General features: G+C 71.3%; 17 protein-coding genes. 10 read left to right on the top strand and 7 right to left on the bottom strand.

Annotated elements, in window-relative coordinates:
- Positions 1 to 143 precede the first annotated feature (143 nt).
- Entirely contained in the window at positions 144 to 491 is a 348-nt protein-coding gene (locus ACQP2F_RS35605; RefSeq protein ID WP_433295369.1) for a histone-like nucleoid-structuring protein Lsr2, read from the top strand.
- On the opposite strand, the gene ACQP2F_RS35600 is transcribed toward ACQP2F_RS35605, so the two are convergent.
- From ACQP2F_RS35600 to ACQP2F_RS35585, 4 genes are all read right to left on the bottom strand, one after another.
- Positions 488 to 1,369, bottom strand: a complete 882-nt coding sequence (locus ACQP2F_RS35600) for an LLM class flavin-dependent oxidoreductase (RefSeq protein WP_433295367.1) — start codon at positions 1,367 to 1,369, stop codon at positions 488 to 490. The genes ACQP2F_RS35605 and ACQP2F_RS35600 overlap by 4 nt on opposite strands.
- Before the next feature lie 15 nt (positions 1,370 to 1,384).
- Complete coding sequence (locus ACQP2F_RS35595) at positions 1,385 to 1,852, bottom strand: MarR family transcriptional regulator (protein WP_433295365.1); 468 nt, start codon at positions 1,850 to 1,852, stop codon at positions 1,385 to 1,387.
- Between the two features lie 81 nt (positions 1,853 to 1,933).
- Complete coding sequence (locus tag ACQP2F_RS35590; protein ID WP_433295363.1) at positions 1,934 to 3,079, bottom strand: PP2C family protein-serine/threonine phosphatase; 1,146 nt, start codon at positions 3,077 to 3,079, stop codon at positions 1,934 to 1,936.
- Between the two features lie 79 nt (positions 3,080 to 3,158).
- Positions 3,159 to 3,551: an ATP-binding protein gene (locus tag ACQP2F_RS35585; RefSeq protein ID WP_433295361.1), complete on the bottom strand. Its 393-nt coding sequence runs from the start codon at positions 3,549 to 3,551 to the stop codon at positions 3,159 to 3,161.
- 153 nt (positions 3,552 to 3,704) lie between these two features.
- Here ACQP2F_RS35585 and ACQP2F_RS35580 point away from each other — a divergent pair, with 153 nt between their 5' ends.
- Positions 3,705 to 5,534, top strand: coding sequence for a sigma-70 family RNA polymerase sigma factor (locus tag ACQP2F_RS35580; RefSeq protein ID WP_433295359.1), 1,830 nt, complete (start codon positions 3,705 to 3,707; stop codon positions 5,532 to 5,534).
- A gap of 10 nt (positions 5,535 to 5,544) precedes the next feature.
- Positions 5,545 to 6,543: a glucose-6-phosphate dehydrogenase (coenzyme-F420) gene (gene fgd, locus ACQP2F_RS35575; RefSeq protein ID WP_433295357.1), complete on the top strand. Its 999-nt coding sequence runs from the start codon at positions 5,545 to 5,547 to the stop codon at positions 6,541 to 6,543.
- An 18-nt stretch (positions 6,544 to 6,561) separates the two neighbouring features.
- On the opposite strand, the gene ACQP2F_RS35570 is transcribed toward fgd, so the two are convergent.
- Positions 6,562 to 7,965 carry a glycosyltransferase gene (locus tag ACQP2F_RS35570; protein ID WP_433295355.1) on the bottom strand — a complete coding sequence of 468 codons (1,404 nt, stop codon included), beginning with the start codon at positions 7,963 to 7,965 and terminating at the stop codon, positions 6,562 to 6,564.
- Between the two features lie 254 nt (positions 7,966 to 8,219).
- On the opposite strand from ACQP2F_RS35570, the gene ACQP2F_RS35565 reads away from it, so the two are divergent.
- The 3 genes from ACQP2F_RS35565 to ACQP2F_RS35555 are packed head-to-tail and all read left to right on the top strand — an operon-like array spanning position 8,220 to position 10,542.
- Positions 8,220 to 9,086: an LLM class F420-dependent oxidoreductase gene (locus ACQP2F_RS35565; protein ID WP_433295353.1), complete on the top strand. Its 867-nt coding sequence runs from the start codon at positions 8,220 to 8,222 to the stop codon at positions 9,084 to 9,086.
- Positions 9,083 to 9,739: an HAD family hydrolase gene (locus ACQP2F_RS35560; RefSeq protein WP_433295351.1), complete on the top strand. Its 657-nt coding sequence runs from the start codon at positions 9,083 to 9,085 to the stop codon at positions 9,737 to 9,739. The genes ACQP2F_RS35565 and ACQP2F_RS35560 overlap by 4 nt, the downstream gene beginning before the upstream one ends.
- Positions 9,739 to 10,542 (top strand): alpha/beta fold hydrolase, encoded by an 804-nt coding sequence (locus tag ACQP2F_RS35555; protein ID WP_433295349.1) that lies wholly within the window; start codon positions 9,739 to 9,741, stop codon positions 10,540 to 10,542. Before ACQP2F_RS35560 ends, ACQP2F_RS35555 begins: the two co-directional genes overlap by 1 nt.
- Here ACQP2F_RS35555 and ACQP2F_RS35550 read toward each other — a convergent pair.
- Positions 10,528 to 11,703 carry an FAD-dependent monooxygenase gene (locus tag ACQP2F_RS35550; RefSeq protein ID WP_433295347.1) on the bottom strand — a complete coding sequence of 392 codons (1,176 nt, stop codon included), beginning with the start codon at positions 11,701 to 11,703 and terminating at the stop codon, positions 10,528 to 10,530. The two genes, ACQP2F_RS35555 and ACQP2F_RS35550, sit on opposite strands and share 15 nt — an antisense overlap.
- A gap of 80 nt (positions 11,704 to 11,783) precedes the next feature.
- On the opposite strand from ACQP2F_RS35550, the gene ACQP2F_RS35545 reads away from it, so the two are divergent.
- The 4 genes from ACQP2F_RS35545 to ACQP2F_RS35530 all read left to right on the top strand — a co-directional run bounded on the left by ACQP2F_RS35545 (position 11,784) and on the right by ACQP2F_RS35530 (position 14,827).
- Entirely contained in the window at positions 11,784 to 12,464 is a 681-nt protein-coding gene (locus tag ACQP2F_RS35545) for a TetR/AcrR family transcriptional regulator (protein ID WP_433295345.1), read from the top strand.
- Between the two features lie 50 nt (positions 12,465 to 12,514).
- On the top strand, positions 12,515 to 14,188 hold the full coding sequence (locus ACQP2F_RS35540) for a sodium:solute symporter family protein (RefSeq protein WP_433295343.1): 1,674 nt from the start codon (positions 12,515 to 12,517) through the stop codon (positions 14,186 to 14,188).
- A 13-nt stretch (positions 14,189 to 14,201) separates the two neighbouring features.
- A complete protein-coding gene (locus ACQP2F_RS35535; protein ID WP_433295341.1) occupies positions 14,202 to 14,483 on the top strand; it encodes a hypothetical protein in 282 nt (93 codons plus the stop codon).
- A 158-nt stretch (positions 14,484 to 14,641) separates the two neighbouring features.
- A complete protein-coding gene (locus ACQP2F_RS35530; RefSeq protein ID WP_433295339.1) occupies positions 14,642 to 14,827 on the top strand; it encodes a hypothetical protein in 186 nt (61 codons plus the stop codon).
- 53 nt (positions 14,828 to 14,880) lie between these two features.
- Here ACQP2F_RS35530 and ACQP2F_RS35525 read toward each other — a convergent pair whose 3' ends face one another.
- On the bottom strand, positions 14,881 to 16,014 hold the full coding sequence (locus ACQP2F_RS35525; RefSeq protein ID WP_433295337.1) for a PQQ-dependent sugar dehydrogenase: 1,134 nt from the start codon (positions 16,012 to 16,014) through the stop codon (positions 14,881 to 14,883).
- Positions 16,015 to 16,030 lie beyond the last annotated feature (16 nt).

Raw genomic sequence — 16,030 nt, 5'->3', positions numbered from 1 at the left:
TCCCGTCATTTGAATAACGGACCGGCCACAGCGGGAAAGAATTGCTAATTCTGGCGCGATGAGTTGCGCAACAAGCCCCTTACGAGCAACACTGGGCCCGGCTGTTCGGATTGACTCGGGATCTGATTTGTTCGGGAGCAGTTATGGCGCGGCAGGTCATCACCACGCTGATCGACGATCTGGACGGAAAGAAGGCTGACCGCACCGTCGAGTTCAGCCTCGACGGCATTAACTACACGATCGACCTTTCCGAGGCCAATGCCGGGAAGCTGCGCAAGGCGCTCGACCCGTTCATCAACGCCGGCACCCGTCTCGGCCGCGGCTCCGGGCGCATCCCGGCCCGTCGCGCCGCCGGTGGCCGCACCGCCACGTCCCGCGACGAGAACCGGTCGATCCGCGAGTGGGCGCAGGCCAACGGGCACCAGATTTCCGAGCGGGGCCGCATTCCGCAGAGCGTGACCGACGCGTACCGCGCCGCCAACGGGCGCTAGTTTCCCGCCGGCAAGCGCGGTAACCGCGCGGCGACCGATTCCAGGACCTTTTCGTCTCCCGCGTACCAACTCGAGGCCCGCGGCCAATGGGTGATGGCATCGGTGAAGCCCAGGGCCGCGGCCCGTCCGGCCGCATCGGTGAAGGCGTCGACGCTGGTCATCGAATACACCGGTGACGAGTCCAGGTTCAGATAGCGGGGGATCGCGTCCAGCGGGCGGCCGGCGGCCGTCATCGCCTCCTCGAACCGCGCCACGATCTCGCCGACCGCGCGCCACCACGACTCGGCGTCGTCGGCCTGCGGCCCGGTGGTCACCCAGCCGTCGCCGTGCCGGGCGGCCAGCGCCAGCATGCGCGGGGCGTTGGCGGCCAGGATGAACGGCGGGCGCGGCTGCTGGACCGGTCCCGGGATGCTGCGCGCGTCGACCGCCCGGTACCACTCGCCGTTCCAGGTCGTCGCCGGGTTGGTCAGGATCGTGCCGAGCAGGTCGACGAACTCGGCGAAGCGGTCGACCCGCCGCCGCGGGGTCAGCTCCGGCTCGCCGAGCACGGCGGAGTCGAACCCGGTGCCGCCCGCGCCGATCCCGAGCAGCAGCCGGCCGCCGGAGATGTCGTCGAGCGCGGTCACCTCGCGGGCGAAGTGCACCGGGTGCCGGAAGTTGGGCGACGCCACGTAGGTGCCGAGCTTGATCCGGCTGGTGACGGTGGCGGCCGCGGTCAGCGTCGGCACCGCGTCGAACCAGGGGCCGTCGGCGAGATCACGCCAGCCGAGGTGGTCGTACGTCCAGGCGTGGTCGAAGCCGTACTCCTCGGCGCGACGCCATCGCTCGGCGGCGACGGACCAGCGTTGGTCGGGCAGGATCACGATGCCGATGCGCATGAGGCGGACGCTACCTCACGCCGTACGCAAGCCCTGCTCGTTGTCCTCGTCCTGCGCATCGGCGACCGCCGCGAACGACTGGAGTGCCCGCAGCAGGTCGTGCCGGGCCGCCGGCGTCATCCGGTCGAGCACGTCGGCGAGGGCCTCGCGACGCCGGTCGCGCAACTGGTCGAGCAGCCGGCGGGCGGACTGGGTGATCATCAGCCGCACCTCCCGGCGATCGCGCGGATCGGGAACCCGGCGCAGCAGGCCGGTCGCCTCCAGGCGGTCGCAGAGCCGGCTCGCCGACGACGGCACGACGTCGAGCGCCTCCGCCAACCGGCTCATGTTGGTGTGCCGGTTGCTCGAGACGATCATCAGAACGCGCAGCTGGGCGGGCGGCACCGCGGGGGAGTGGGCCAGGCGGGCGGCGTCCAGAACGGACACGAGCGACTCCACCGCTGCCTCGATGGCCGCGGCGACGTCGGTGACCCGGTCGTCCATGTCGGATATATCCCTGTTCTGCGGCGTGGCAAGCCGATGTCGCCCTGCCGACTACCCCCGGGACGACCGGTTCAAGCCCCTCTAGCGCATCCAATCCAAGCAGACGATGACGGCGTCATCGCCGGCCTCGATCCCGTCGTGGTAGGCGCGCAGCGACCGGATCACCGTGCCGACGGCCTCGGACGGCGGCTGCAGCCGCGTCCGGCGCAGGGCCGCGAGCAGTGCCGACGAGCCGAACTCGGGCCGGTCGCCGGGCGCCGCGGCATGCACGCCGTCGCTGACGACCAGGAGGCGGTCGCCCTGCTCGAGCTGGAACTTCTGCGTCTCGTACCGGTTGTCGCCGAACATGCCGAGCGGAAGCTGCTGATCGAGGGTGAGCGGCCGGATCTCGCTGTGGTGCGCGATCATCGCGCGCGGCGAGCCCGCGTCCACCGCCTCGACCACACCGTCGGTCAGACCGATCTCGAGCAAGAGCGTGGCCACGTACGCGTTACCGCCGTTGCGTGAGTAGACCGCATCCGACGCGAGCTCGGCCTGTTCCACGATGCCCGCCCCGGACCGCCGGGCGTTGCGCATGGCATTGACCGCGATCGCCGTCAGCAGCGTCGCCTCGATGCCGTCGCCGTGCCCGTTGAGCACCGTCACGGTGAGCCGGTCGCCGGTCACCGCCCAGTCGTAGTGATCGCCGTAGACGGCGTACGCCGGCTCGAGCGCGCCGGCCAGCCGGAAGCGCTCCCCGCTCAGCGACCGGCCGGGCAGCAGGTCCCACTGGAGCTCGGCGGCCATCGTGAGCCGTTCCCGCCGGCGGATGCGGTGGTAGCGGTCGGTGTCGTGGTCGGCCGTGCGCAGCGCCATGGCCAGCTCACCGGCGAGGGCCGTCAGCTCGGCGGTCAGCTCCGGCGTGACCGGCTCGGCGGTCTCCAGCCGCAGCACGCCGATCCGGTCGCCCCAGACGGTGAGCGGCAGCACGACGCGGGCCGGCCCGCCGTCGGCGCGCGGCTCGACGACCGACAGCTGGCTGCCGAAGCAACGCTGCTCGAGGGGGCCGCCGGACGGGCCGTCGGGGTCGAGGACCGGCCGCAGGACGGAGAGGCTCAGGTCACCGAGCAGCACCTCGATCCGATTCGCGGCGTAGCGGCTGCGCAGGTGCTCCGCGGTCACCTCGGGAAGGCGATCGGGCGGCGCCGCGCGCAGCAGCGCGCCGACCGTCAGCGGGCCGTCGGACACTCGATCTCCTTTCGCGGCCGGCAATAATTGCTGGGCGGCAAGCATGATATGCGCTGGCCTCCGATGCGGGTGACGCGCCCTAGGCGAAAGACTTCTCGAAATGAATGAGGCTGCCGCGGCGGGGCGCGGAGTGCATCCGGACGTTCTCGGCGAGCGCCTTGATCAGGAAGAGGCCGCGTCCCCGTTCGCTGCCGGCCTCCGGCGTCCCGACGGCGGTGGGGTCGAAGCCGGCCCCCTCGTCACGGACGTCGATCGCGCAGTGGTCCTCGGCGACCTCGAGCAGGACCTCGAAGCTCTCCGTGCCTGACGCGTGGTGCACCACGTTGGCGCAGGCCTCGGTGATCGCCAGCTCCAGGTCGTCGCCGGACTGGCGGTCCACGTGCAGGACGGCGAGGGTGCTGCGCAGCAGTCGGCGCACGGCGGGAACGCTGCCGGCCTCACGCGGCAGATCTAGCCGGACTGTCATACGCATGACATCTTCTGTGCCCGGAGCGCGGCGTCCCTAATCGTGGCCTCGCTCATCCGGGTGCTTGTGAGAAACGTGTTATCCATGGACGGCGCGCACGTCTCCCTCCTCGTGGCTGCCGAAACCCGCGGCCGGGACGTACGACGAAAGGCAAGGAACATGGCGGACCAACCCGACGTCGCGACGGTCGTCGCGGCCCGCGCCGGTGACCCGGCCGCCGTCGACCGGCTCGTCGCCGGCTACCTGCCGCTGGTCTACACGATCGTCGGCCGCGCGCTCGAGGGCCACGCCGACGTCGACGACGTGGTCCAGGACGTGATGCTGCGGGTCCTGCGCAACCTCGGCGACCTGCGCGAGCCCGAGTCGTTCCGGTCCTGGCTGGTGGCGATCACCGTGCGCCAGGTGCGGGAGCGGTTCCGCGCCCGTCGCGGCGCGCCCGACGCGCTGGTTCACGAGGACGTACGCGATCCCGGCGCCGACTTCACCGACCTGGCCATCACCCGGCTCGAGCTGTCCGGGCAGCGCCGGGAGACGGCCGAGGCGACCCGCTGGCTCGACGAGGACAACCGCGAGCTGCTGTCGCTGTGGTGGCTCGAGGCCTCGGGCGAGCTGACCCGGGACGAGATCGTCGAGGCGACCGAGGTCAGCCGTCAGCACGCGGCGGTCCGGATCCAGCGGATGAAGGGTCAGCTCGAGACGGCCCGCGTCGTCGTACGGGCGCTGGCCGCCCAGCCGCCGTGCCCCGATCTGCGCCTGATCACCGTGCACTGGGACGGCACGCCGAGCGCCCTGTGGCGCAAGCGCATCGCCCGGCACACCCGCGACTGCCCCTACTGCATCCCGGCCTGGGACAACCTGGTGTCGGCCGAGCGCCTGCTGGCCGGGATGCTGCTCGTCCCGGTTCCGGCCGGCCTCGGCGTGAAGATCGGCGCGGGCGCCGGCGCCGCCACCGCCCTCACCGGAAAGGCCGCGGGCGCGCACCTCTTCGCGAAGATCAGCCTGGGCGTCTCGCAGAAGGTGCTCACCGCCGCGCTCGCCACGACGGCCGTGGCCGGGACCGCCGCGGCCGTCGTGGTGTACCGCAGCGACCCGCCGCCCCGGACACCCACCGCCGCCGTCGTCACCACGCCCGCCCGTTCGGTCGCTCCCACCAGCGCCCGGCCGTCGCCGTCGCCGTCGAAGACCTCCGTGTCCCCGTCGGCCGGCCCCTCGCGTACGCCCTCGAAGAAGCCGGTCGTGGTGGTCACGGCCAAGGCGAGCAAGAAGAAGGGCGTCGGCGTCTGGCAGTTTACCGGCCTCAAGGCCGCCCTCGCCGACGTCGGCGCCGGCTGGTACTACAACTGGAGCTCGAACAACAACGACATGCCCGGCCCGGCCGGCGTCGCGTTCGTGCCGATGATCCGGGCCAAGGGCGACGTCACCGACGCGAAGCTGGCCGAGGTCAAACGGGAGGGCGACACGCTGCTCGCGTTCAACGAGCCGGACATGAGCGGCCAGGCGGACATGAGCGTCGAGGACGCGCTGGCTCAGTGGCCCCAGCTCCAGGCGACCGGCCTGCGGCTGGGTTCGCCCTCCGTCGCGTACGGCGGGGACACTCCCGGCGGCTGGCTGGACCGCTTCATGACCGGCGCCAAGGACAAGGGCTACCGCGTCGACTTCATCACCCTGCACTGGTACGGGTCGGACTTCTCCCCGGCCGCCGTCAACCAGTTCCTCGGCTACGTGGACGCCGTGCACAAGCGCTACAACAAGCCGATCTGGGTCACCGAGTTCGGCCTGATGAACTTCTCCGGCTCGCCGAAGTACCCGTCCTCGTCCCAGCTGGTCACGTTCATCAACGGCAGCACGTCGGGCCTGCAGAGCCGGTCGTACGTCGAGCGGTACGCGTGGTTCGGGCTGCCGGCCGTGGGCGACAGCGTCGACTTCGGGCTGTACAAGGACGGGGATTCTCCGACGGCTGCGGGTGAGGCGTACCGGGCCGCGGGCTAGTGTCGGGGACATGATTCGGTTCGGGTACAAGGCGTCGGCCGAGCAGTTCTCGCCGGCGGAGCTTCTCGGTTACGGCGAGCTGGCGGAAAAGCTCGGCTTCGACTCGGTCTTCATCTCCGACCACCTGCAGCCGTGGCGGCATGACGGGGGCCACGCGCCGGCCGCCCTGCCGTGGCTGGGTGCGCTCGCCGCCCGTACCGAGCGGGTGCTGATCGGCACCAGCGTGCTCACCCCGACCTTCCGTTACCACCCCGCCGTGGTCGCCCAGGCGTTCGCCACCCTCGGCTGCCTGGCGCCCGGCCGGGTGGTGCTCGGCGTCGGCTCCGGCGAGTCGCTCAACGAGGTGCCGCTCGGCACCGAGTGGCCGGACGGCAAGGAGCGCTTCGCCCGTCTCAAGGAGGCGGTCCAGCTCATCCAGAAGCTGTGGACCGAGGACCGGGTGACCTTCGAGGGCCAGTTCTACCGGACCACGAACGCCACGATCTACGACAAACCCGACACGCAGGTCCCGATCTACATCGGCGCCTCGGGCCCCGCCGCCACCCGCCTGGCCGGCCGCATCGCCGACGGCTTCATCACCACCAGCGGCAAGGGCCACGAGCTCTACACCGACACCCTGCTGCCGGCGGTCGCCGAGGGCGCGTCGAAGGCCGGGCGCAAGCTCGACGACCTGGACCTGATGATCGAGGTCAAGGTCTCCTTCGACGAGGACATGGAGCGGGCCCGCAACGACACCCACTACTGGGGCGCGCTGGCCCTCTCGCCGGAGGAGAAGACCGGCGTCGAGGATCCGATCGAGATGCAGCGCCGAGCCGACGCCCTGCCGGTCCACCGCACCGTCACGCGCTGGATCTGCTCCGACGACCCCGACGAGCACGGCGCGCGGGTCGCGGAGTACCTCGACATGGGCTTCAAGCACCTGGTGTTCCACGCGCCGGGGCCGGACCAGGAGCGCTTCCTGCGCCTGTACGCCGACCAGATCCTGCCCAGGTTGCGCGACCGCGCCTGATTTCGTCGCCCTGGGGGTCTAGCTCTCCCGCGGGACCGGACGCAGGCGACCGCTTCGGGTGCGGCCTCCGCCGGTGCCCTCCCCGTTGATGACGCGCAGGTCGGGGCGCTGGCGTAGGCCTTCGATGCGGCGGCGCTTGGTGCCTACCTCGCGCTGGGCCGGGGGCTGCGGCGGCGCGGACGGGTCGGGACGGCCGTCCTCGGCTGAGCGCGGCTTCGTGTCCGGGCCGGTCGTCCGGCCGGTGTGACCGAGGTGCAGCGGGTCGGGTGTGCCGTTGGCGATCGGGCGCGGCGACTGGTGCGCGATCGGGTTGTCGCCGGCCCGCCACAGGTCGCGCGCGGGGGACGGGCGGCGGCGGGGCGGGCCCCAGAGCGGCTCGGCGGAACCCTGCTGGTCCGATGCGGGCCGGCCCGCGGGTCCCTCGCCGCTTCGGGCGGCAAATCCGATTTGCCGGGGTGGCGGGAGCGAGGGCGAGGACGAAGGAGGGGTGCCGGGACCCGCGGCGGCAGCGGACTCGGGACGGCCGGCCGCGTCGGTCCAGCGACGGCCGCGGGCGCGCCGCTTCGGCTCGGCGGGAGCGTCGGCCCGCCGAACGGGCAGTACATCGACCCCGTCGGCCCGCCGAATCGGTAGTTCATCGAGCCCGTCGGCCCGCCGAACCGGCAGTACATCGACCCCGTCGGCCAACGGACCGCCCGCGGTGCCGGCCGACGAGCCAGGACCGGGATCGGCAACCCCGGCGGCCTCCGGAACCGGAGGCCGCCAGTGCCGGCCGCGGCGCCGGCGGTGTTCGGCGGCTATCACGCGCAACCAGTGCCCGGCGCCGGGCCGCTCGGCCCGCAACGCGCGGCCCATGCGCGGATAGGCCACGCTTGCGACCTCGGCCACCCGCAACCCCCGGGCCGCCGGCCGCAGCGCCAGCATCGGCAGCAACTCCGGCCCGTCCCCCCACGTCGCGCCCAGGCGGCCGGACGGGTCGGGCAGATCCAGGCCGCCCAGCACGTCGCGCCACAGCGCGGCATACCCGAAGCCGACGTCGGTGCGCCGGGTGCGGAACAGCATGTTGACGATCCCGACCAGGAGCAGGGCGGCCCACCGGCGGAAGCGGCCCCCGGTCAGGTCCCGGCCGCCGGGTCGGTAGCGGGACCCGAGCACGACGTCGGCCCCGGCGACCAGGGCCTCGACGTAGCGCGGGATCTCGGCCGGATCGGTCGAGCCGTCGCCGTTCAGCGTCACGATCACGTCGCCGGTCGCGGCCGCCAGGCCGGTGGCCAGGGCGTTGCCGGGGCCGGGGCGGCCGGGACGGATCACGCGCGCGTCGGGGCACGCGGCGAGCGAGACGGGGGCCGGGGTCACGACGATGACCTCGTCGACCACGGGCAGGCCGCGGAGCATCAGCGGAAGGCCGCCGGGGTCGCGCACCGGAATGATGACGCTTACGGAGGGTGACGATCGGCGGTGGGGGGTCGCTGCTGGTCCGAGCGGCGAAGGAGGCATGGCGGTGGCTCCTCACGTCTGCCTTGCTGATCTTTGAAACTACCGGCCGGCAACCGAACGGCAACTCACCGGAACGGTGGAGTGCGGCCGTACCGGCGGCTCGAAAGGGACGCGTTCGTGCGACCTATGCGTCGCTACTGTGCGTACAAGAAGAAAGGGGTGGGAGTAGGGTTTTGTCTGTGAAAATTGGCCTGCACATCTCGAACTTCACCTGGCCCGAGGGCGCTCCGCGGCTCGGCGCCGTGCTCGCCGAGGTGGCCTCCGCCGCCGACGAGGCCGGCTTCGACCGGATCAGCGTCATGGACCACGTCTGGCAGATCGGCGTGATCGGCCCTCCCGAGCACGAGATGCTCGAGGCGTACACCGCGCTCGGCTATCTGGCCGCACACACCAGAACCGCCAAGCTGTTCACCATGGTCACCGGCGTGACCTACCGCGACCCGGGCCTGCTGGCCAAGGCCGTCACCACGCTCGACGTGCTCTCCGGCGGCCGTGCGATGCTCGGCATCGGCGCCGCGTGGAACGAGGAGGAGTCGCGCGGCCTCGGCCTCTTCTTCCCGCCGACCAAGGAGCGCTTCGAGCGCCTCGAGGAGACCCTGCAGATCTGCAAGCAGATGTTCGCCGGCGACGAGACGCCCTTCCACGGCAAGCACTACCAGCTCGAGCGGCTGCTCAACTCGCCGCTGCCGCTGAGCAAGCCGGCCCCGCGCATCCTGATCGGCGGTGGCGGCGAGAAGAAGACGCTGCGGCTGGTCGCGAAGTATGCGGACGCCTGCAACCTCTTCCCGAGCCCCGAGGTGGGTCACAAGCTCGACGTGCTCAAGCAGCACTGCGAGGACGTGGGCCGCGACTACGACGAGATCGAGAAGACCTGCATGTTCCCGTTCGACCTGACCACCAGGAGCCCGGGCGAGATCATCGACGGCCTGCGTCATCTCGCGTCGCTCGGGTTCCAGCAGGCGCACGGCGGCCTGGTCAACGCGTACGACACCAAGCAGTTCGAGATCTTCCAGAAGGAGATCATCCCGGCGGCAGCCGCGCTGTGACCATCCAGGCGGTCGTCTTCGACCTCGACGGCGTGATCATCGACTCCGAGGAGGTCTGGGAGGAGGTACGCCGGGGGTACGTCGCCGAGTTCGGCAAGCAGTTCCTGCCCGACTCCCAGGACCGGATGATGGGCATGAGCACCGGCGAGTGGTCGCGGCACCTGGCCGACGAGGTCGGCGTGCCGCGGTCGCCCGAGCAGGTCGCCGCCGACGTGCTGGGCCGGATGGCCGAGCGCTACCGCTCCGACCTGCCGCTGATCCCCGGCTCGGTCGAGGCCGTCCGCCGGATCGGCGAGCGGTTCACCCTCGCGCTGGCCAGCTCCAGCGCGCGGATCCTGATCGACCAGGTGCTGGCCACGGCCGGGCTGACCGACGCCTTCCAGGTCACGCTCTCGACCGAGGAGGTGCCGCGGGGCAAGCCCTACCCGGACGTCTATCTCACCGCGGCCGAGAAGCTGGGCCTGAGCCCGGCGGTCTGCGCCGCGGTCGAGGACTCGAGCAACGGCCTGCGCTCGGCCGGCCGGGCCGGCATGGCCGTGATCGCGGTGCCGCACGGCGTCTATCCGCCGGCGCCCGACGCGCTCGAGATGGCAAGCCTCGTCGTGTCCAATATCGGTGCCCTGAGCGTGGAAGAGATCGATAGGCTCCGCTGATGGGGGACTTCCGGTCGGCCGCGGGCACTCGACTGCACTACGAGTTGCGCGGCGCGGGGCCGCTCCTGGTCTGCCAGCCCGGCGGGCCGGGGCGGCCCGGCGGCTACCTCGACGATCTGGGCGGGGTGAGCCGCAGCCTGCTGCTGCTCGACCCCCGCGGCACCGGAGCGTCCGAGCCGGCCGCGTCCTGCGCCTTCACCGACCTCGCCGAGGACCTCGAGGAGCTGCGGCGGCACCTGGGGGCGGAGACGATCGACCTCCTCGGCCATTCGGCCGGCGCCTGGGCGGTGCTCGCCTACGCAGCCCGGCACCCCGCGCACGTCGAGCGGCTGGTGCTGCTCACCCCGTCGCGCAAGCCGATCCCGCAGGGTGTCGACGAGCCCTCGCAGGACGTGCTGCTCAAGCGGTGGTTCGCCGCCGAGCCCTGGTACCCGGCGGCGAAGGCGGCCTGGGATGCCGACGACGACGATCGCGAGGTCGATGCGGCGCTCATGCCGCTCGTCTACGGCGCCGACACCCCGGCGGTGCGGGCGCACGCGGCCCGGCCGGAGGTCACCGGCGACTATGCCGACTACTGGTCGGGCACGCTCGACCCCGGCGACCTGGCCGCGGTGAGCGTGCCGGTGACGATCATCGCGGGCGAGCGGGACGCGATCACCGGGCTGGCCGCGCCGCACGTGCTGACCGACTGGCTGCCGAACGCCGCGATCATCTGGCTGCCCGACGCCGGTCATTTCCCGTGGGTCACCCACCCGGAGGCGACCCGCGAGGCGATCGACGCCGCTCTCTCATCGCCCGCCTGACGTGGCGTAGTCGGGCAGCACGACGTCGGTGCTCCGGTCACCGGCGATCTTGAAGGTCAGATCGATGAACCACTTCTGGTTGTTCAGGTAGTTGCGCAGCCGGATGCCCGTCGCCGTCTTCGGCGCCAGGAACTTCCCGGTGGTGTCGCCGCCCTTCTGCGTGCCGCGCGCAAACTTGCCGATCCGCTTCTCGTACGCCGGAAAGGCCACCCGATGGTCACCGCGGGCGGCGGCGAGCTCTCCCGCCAGCACGTACGCCGAGACGACCGCCGTGCCGTTGCCTTGGCCCCCGATCGTGGCCCCGCAGGCGGCGTCGCCCACCAGGGCGACCCGCCCCTTGGTCCAGCGGGGGTTGTCGACCCGGCAGATCTGGTCGAAGTAGACATCGGAGGCGGTGTCGAGCCCGGCCAGCAGCCGCGGCGCCAGCCACCCCATCCCCGCACAGCGCGAGCGCAGCAACCGCTTCTGCTCGCCGGGGTCGCGCCGGTCGTACCGCAGCGGCGGCGAGGCGAAGCAGACGAACGCGGCCGCGCGGGCCGCGTCGCGGTGGTCGCCGCCGACGCTGATCATCCGGCCCGGCTCGTTGTGCAGCAGCATTGTCCGGCCGAGGCCCCACTCGTTCGGCACGTCCCAGCCGCCCACGTAGTAGCCGAGGTGCTTGACGAACTGCTCCTCGGGCCCGAACGCCAGCCGCCGCACCCCCGAGTGCACCCCGTCGGCGCCGACCACCAGGTCGAAGACCCGCTGCCGGCCGCTCGCGAAGGTCACCTCGACCCCGTCCGGCGTCTCGGTCATGGCCGCGATGCGGTCACCGAACAGGAACTCGGTGCCGCCGCCGGCCTCGCACAGGATGCGGGCGAGGTCGCCCCGCCGCACCTCGAGATCACCGCCGGCCAGCCCGGCCGGCCACTCCATCAGCCGCGCGCCGGCCTCGTCGACGAAGCGCATCGCCGTGCCGTGCGTCTGCACCTCGCGCAGCGCCGGCAGCACGCCCATCCGGTCGAGCACGCCCATGTGCAGCGGCCCGCGGAAGTCGACCGCGCTGCCGCCGGTGCGCACTGCGGGCGCCGCCTCGACGATCGCCGGCTCGAACCCGAACCGCCCCAGCCAGTAGGCGAGCGCCGGACCCGCGATGCCCGCACCCGAGATCAAGACCCGCATGACCATCCCCGTCCCGTAACTGTGTCCGTCGTACTCAATTATTTCTGTGTACGGTAGACGCTGTTTGGAGGCACGGCAAGATGACCGCTGATTTCTTCTGGAACGCCAAGCGCCCGCCCACCCGGGGCCCGAAGCCGGCGCTGACGCTCGACCGGATCGCCGACGCCGCCATCGCGATCGCCGACGCCGAAGGGCTGGCGGCGGTCTCGATGCAGCGGGTGGCGGCCGACCTCGGGTACACGAAGATGTCCCTCTACCGCTACCTGCCGGGCAAGACCGAGCTGGTCGCGGCCATGCTCGAGCGCTCGATCGACGAGCCGCCGGCGATACCGGACGGCCCCTGGCGCGAGCAGCTCACCCACTGGGCGGCCGCGCTGCTCGCCGCCTACACCGGCCACGCCTGGGCGCTGGAGGCGACCAGCGGCCGCCGCCCGGTCGGCCCGAACGAGATCGCCTGGATGGAGGCGGCGCTGCGGTGCCTGCCGCCGGGGCTCGACGGCGCCGAGCGGTTCGACCTGGTGGCCACCGTCGCCGGGCACGTCCGCATGATCGCCGGGCAGGCCGGCGGCGCCGAGGCCGACCTGACCGCGGCCATCACCGCGGTGGTGCGCGACCACGCCGGCGAGTACCCCGCGGTGGTCGCGGCCATCGGCGAGATCGGCGAGCGCGGCGGCGGCGACAACGCCTTCGCGTTCGGCCTCGAGCGCATCCTCGACGGGCTGGAGGCGTTACTGGACCGTCGAAGATCGCAACGTGTGTGAAACATGTTCATGCTGGGTAGTCCGTGGCCACTTCGCCTTGGAGGTGGCCCGTGGAGGTCCTTGCCGCGAGCGGACTCAGGCTCGATCTGAACATCGTCGACTACCTGATCCTCGCGCTCTACTTCATCACCGTGCTGGGCATCGGCTTCGCTGCCCGCGCGGCGATCCAAACCAGCGCCGACTTCTTCCTCTCCGGCAGATCGATGCCGGCGTGGGTGACCGGTCTCGCGTTCGTCTCGGCGAACCTCGGCGCCCTCGAGATCATCGGCATGGCCGCCAACGGCGCCCAGTACGGCCTGCTGACCCTGCACTACTACTGGGTCGGCGCGGTGCCGGCCATGGTGTTCCTCGGCATCGTGATGATGCCGTTCTACTACGGCTCCAAGGTGCGCAGCGTCCCGGAGTTCCTGCGCCGCCGGTTCAACAACAGCACGCATCTGTTCAACGGCGTCAGCTTCGCCGTGGCCCAGATGCTGATCGCCGGCGTCAACCTCTACGCGCTGGCCCTGGTCCTGCAGGCGCTGCTCGGCTGGCCGCTGTGGCTGTCGATCGTGCTCGGCGCCGCGATCGTGCTGGTCTACATCACCCTCGGCGGCCTCTCCTCGGCGATCTACAACGAGGTGCTGCAGTTCTTCGTGATCCTGGCCGGCCTGATCCCGATCACGGTCGTCGGCCTGGTCAAGGTGGGCGGCATCAACGGCCTCTTCGACAAGGTCCGGTCCAGCCCGCTCGGCGACGCCGCCCTGCACACCTGGTCCAACACCGGCAGCGCGGGCGACAACCCGCTCGGCGCGAACTGGATCGGCATCATCTTCGGCCTCGGCTTCGTGCTCTCCTTCGGCTACTGGACCACCAACTTCGCCGAGGTGCAGCGGGCGCTGAGCGCCAAGGACATGAGCGCCGCACGCCGTACGCCCATCATCGGCGCGTTCCCGAAGCTGGTGATCCCGGTGATCACCGTCATCCCCGGCCTGATCGCGATCGTCACGGTCAAGGGCCTCGGCGCCGACTCCGGCGACCTGGTCTACAACAACGCCATCCCGCTGCTGATGCGAGACCTGCTGCCGAACGGCGTGCTGGGCGTGGCGGTGACCGGCCTGCTGGCCTCCTTCATGGCGGGCATGGCGGCCAACGTCTCCGGCTTCAACACCGTCTTCACGTACGACATCTGGCAGTCCTACATCCGCAAGGACCGCGACGACGCGTACTACCTGCGGGTGGGCCGGCTCGCCACGGTGGCCGGCATCATCGTCGGCATCGGCACCGCCTTCATCGCGGCCGGCTTCAGCAACATCATGAACTACATCCAGGCGCTGTTCTCGCTGTTCAACGCCCCGCTGTTCGCGACCTTCATCGTCGGCATGTTCTGGAAGCGGATGTCGGCGTGGGCGGGCTTCTGGTCGCTGCTGCTCGGCTTCCTGGCGTCCCTGGCGCTGTACATCATGCACCTGACCGATGTGATCCACTTCAACTCGGACCTCGACGAGAGCTTCTGGGGCGCCGGCGTCGCGTTCGTGGTGGCCGTCATCGTGGCGGTGATCGTCACCCAGTTCACCCCGCCCAAACCCGAGAACGAGCTGCGCGGTCTGGTGTACGGCCTGGGCGGCCCAAGCACCTCGAGCGATGTGATCATCTCGGGCGAGAAGGTGTGGTGGCGCAACCCGGTCCTGCTCGGCTCGATCGCGCTGATCCTCGCCGTCCTCCTGTACATCCCGGTCTGGTGAGGGGAGAACCGACATGACCGACGAACCCGAACCCAAGGTCTCCCGGCGCACCACCCGGCTGTTCGACGTGCGGCTGGTGATCGGCGGCCTGTTCGTGATCTACGGCGTGATCGTCACGCTGCTGGGCATCTTCGACTCGTCCGCCGAGATCGACAAGGCGCAGGGCGTGCGCATCAACCTGTGGAGCGGTCTGATCATGCTCGCCTTCGGCCTGCTGATGCTGCTCTGGCTGAAGCTGAGCCCGCCCGATTCGCCCTCCGAGCCGGCCCCGGAAAGAGAAGACGATCTGCGCTGATGGTGGGGAGGTTGTGCGACCGGTGCGGTTCGGTTGCACAGCCTCCTCATATCTTCCAGTCATGGGTCTGACCTTCCGATAGACAGGGCATGGAACCCCTCGCAGCAGTCAGCCTCGCCACGTCCGGAGGTAGCCGTCCCGCCGGCTGGCAGGCTCAAGTGAGAATCGACTACGTCATCAACAAGGTCGCGCAAACCCACCGCGGACAATCCGAGGACCAGGTTGCGCAGGCGATCCACGATCAGCTCCGCGCCGTCGGAGTAGTCCCCAACGGGCGTCAGATCGCGCAGTACGCGACGGCGATCTCCGCCCTGCCCTCCCTACCGCCCAACAACCGGAAGTGAACGTGAAGTGGCCCGGTCGGTGAGCCCTCACCGACCGGGCCACTGCGTACCCCCTAGGACGCCGGGAACCTGATGATCCGGTCGTCGGCGGACGAGGGATCCCCCCGCCCGTCCCGGTTCGACGTCATCACCCACAGCGCGCCGTCCGGTGCGATCGCCGCGGTGCGCAGCCGCCCGTACTTCCCGGTCAGCTCCGCCTTCGGCGCGCCGCCGCCCAGCGGCACCGTCCACAACCGCTCGCCCCGCAGGGCCGCCACGTAGAGCGTGCCGCCCGCGATCGCCGCGCCCGACGGCGAGGCGTCGTCGGTGTGCCACTGCACGATCGGGTCGGCGTACTTCCCGTTGCCGGCCTTGCCCTCGACGACCGGCCAGCCGTAGTTCCGGCCCGGCTCGATGACGTTCACCTCGTCCCAGGTGTCCTGACCGAACTCGATGCCGTACATCGTGCCGCTCGCATCCCAGGCCAGGCCCTGCACGTTGCGATGGCCCAGGGACCAGACCGGCGAGCCCGCCCTCGGGTTGCCCGGCGCCGGCTTGCCGTCCGGCGTCAGCCGCAGGATCTTGCCGTTCACGTCGTCCGGGTCCTGTGACTGGTCGCCCTCGCTGGCGTCGCCGGTGCCGACGTAGAGCATCCCGTCCGGCCCGAACGCGATCCGCCCGCCGTTGTGCCGGCCACCCCGGGTGATGCCCTGGAAGATCACCTCGGGCGTCTTGTCGTCGAGGGTGAACCTGGCGATCCGATTGTCGTCGTCGGCGGTGTAGTACGCGTACACCATCTTGGTGGTCCGGTAGTCGGGGCCGACGGCCAGGCCGAGCAGGCCGCCCTCGCCGCCGGACCGCGCGGCTTCGACGCGATAGACCGTGCGCGGATCGCCGCCGCCGACCGGGATGTGCACGATGTCGCCCTTGTCCCGCTCGCCGACCAGGGCGCTGCCGTCCGGCAGGAACGCCAGGCCCCACGGCACCTCGAGATGGGAGACGACGACCTGCGGCTTGCTCAGATCGGGGGCGCCGGGGCGGGGTGCGGCGGCGGGGCCGGAGGCGGACCTGCCGGCCGACGGCGTGGCGGCCACCGAGGGAACGGTCGCCTCGGCCCGGGGCGGCGAGGGCTCGTTCGACGAGCAGGCGGTGAGCAGGGCCGCGCCGGTCGCGGCGACGAGCAGGCGCGTGCGGGAGGCGGTCGTCATCGATCAACCGTGCCAC

Origin of the sequence: Actinoplanes sp. CA-030573 (genome assembly GCF_050951115.1) — a bacterium.
In the GTDB taxonomy this organism is placed as follows: Bacteria; Actinomycetota; Actinomycetes; order Mycobacteriales; family Micromonosporaceae; genus Actinoplanes.
This window is presented reverse-complemented; position numbering and strand designations above follow the sequence as displayed.

Excerpts from the sequence above, each read along its gene's own strand:
- ACQP2F_RS35605 (WP_433295369.1), top strand. The coding sequence starts at position 144 with ATGGCGCGGCAGGTCATCACCACGCTGATCGACGATCTGGACGGAAAG.
- ACQP2F_RS35600 (WP_433295367.1), bottom strand. The coding sequence starts at position 1,369 with ATGCGCATCGGCATCGTGATCCTGCCCGACCAACGCTGGTCCGTCGCC.
- ACQP2F_RS35595 (WP_433295365.1), bottom strand. The coding sequence starts at position 1,852 with ATGGACGACCGGGTCACCGACGTCGCCGCGGCCATCGAGGCAGCGGTG.
- ACQP2F_RS35585 (WP_433295361.1), bottom strand. The coding sequence starts at position 3,551 with ATGCGTATGACAGTCCGGCTAGATCTGCCGCGTGAGGCCGGCAGCGTT.
- ACQP2F_RS35580 (WP_433295359.1), top strand. The coding sequence starts at position 3,705 with ATGGCGGACCAACCCGACGTCGCGACGGTCGTCGCGGCCCGCGCCGGT.
- fgd (WP_433295357.1), top strand. The coding sequence starts at position 5,545 with ATGATTCGGTTCGGGTACAAGGCGTCGGCCGAGCAGTTCTCGCCGGCG.
- ACQP2F_RS35555 (WP_433295349.1), top strand. The coding sequence starts at position 9,739 with ATGGGGGACTTCCGGTCGGCCGCGGGCACTCGACTGCACTACGAGTTG.
- ACQP2F_RS35550 (WP_433295347.1), bottom strand. The coding sequence starts at position 11,703 with ATGCGGGTCTTGATCTCGGGTGCGGGCATCGCGGGTCCGGCGCTCGCC.
- ACQP2F_RS35545 (WP_433295345.1), top strand. The coding sequence starts at position 11,784 with ATGACCGCTGATTTCTTCTGGAACGCCAAGCGCCCGCCCACCCGGGGC.
- ACQP2F_RS35535 (WP_433295341.1), top strand. The coding sequence starts at position 14,202 with ATGACCGACGAACCCGAACCCAAGGTCTCCCGGCGCACCACCCGGCTG.
- ACQP2F_RS35525 (WP_433295337.1), bottom strand. The coding sequence starts at position 16,014 with ATGACGACCGCCTCCCGCACGCGCCTGCTCGTCGCCGCGACCGGCGCG.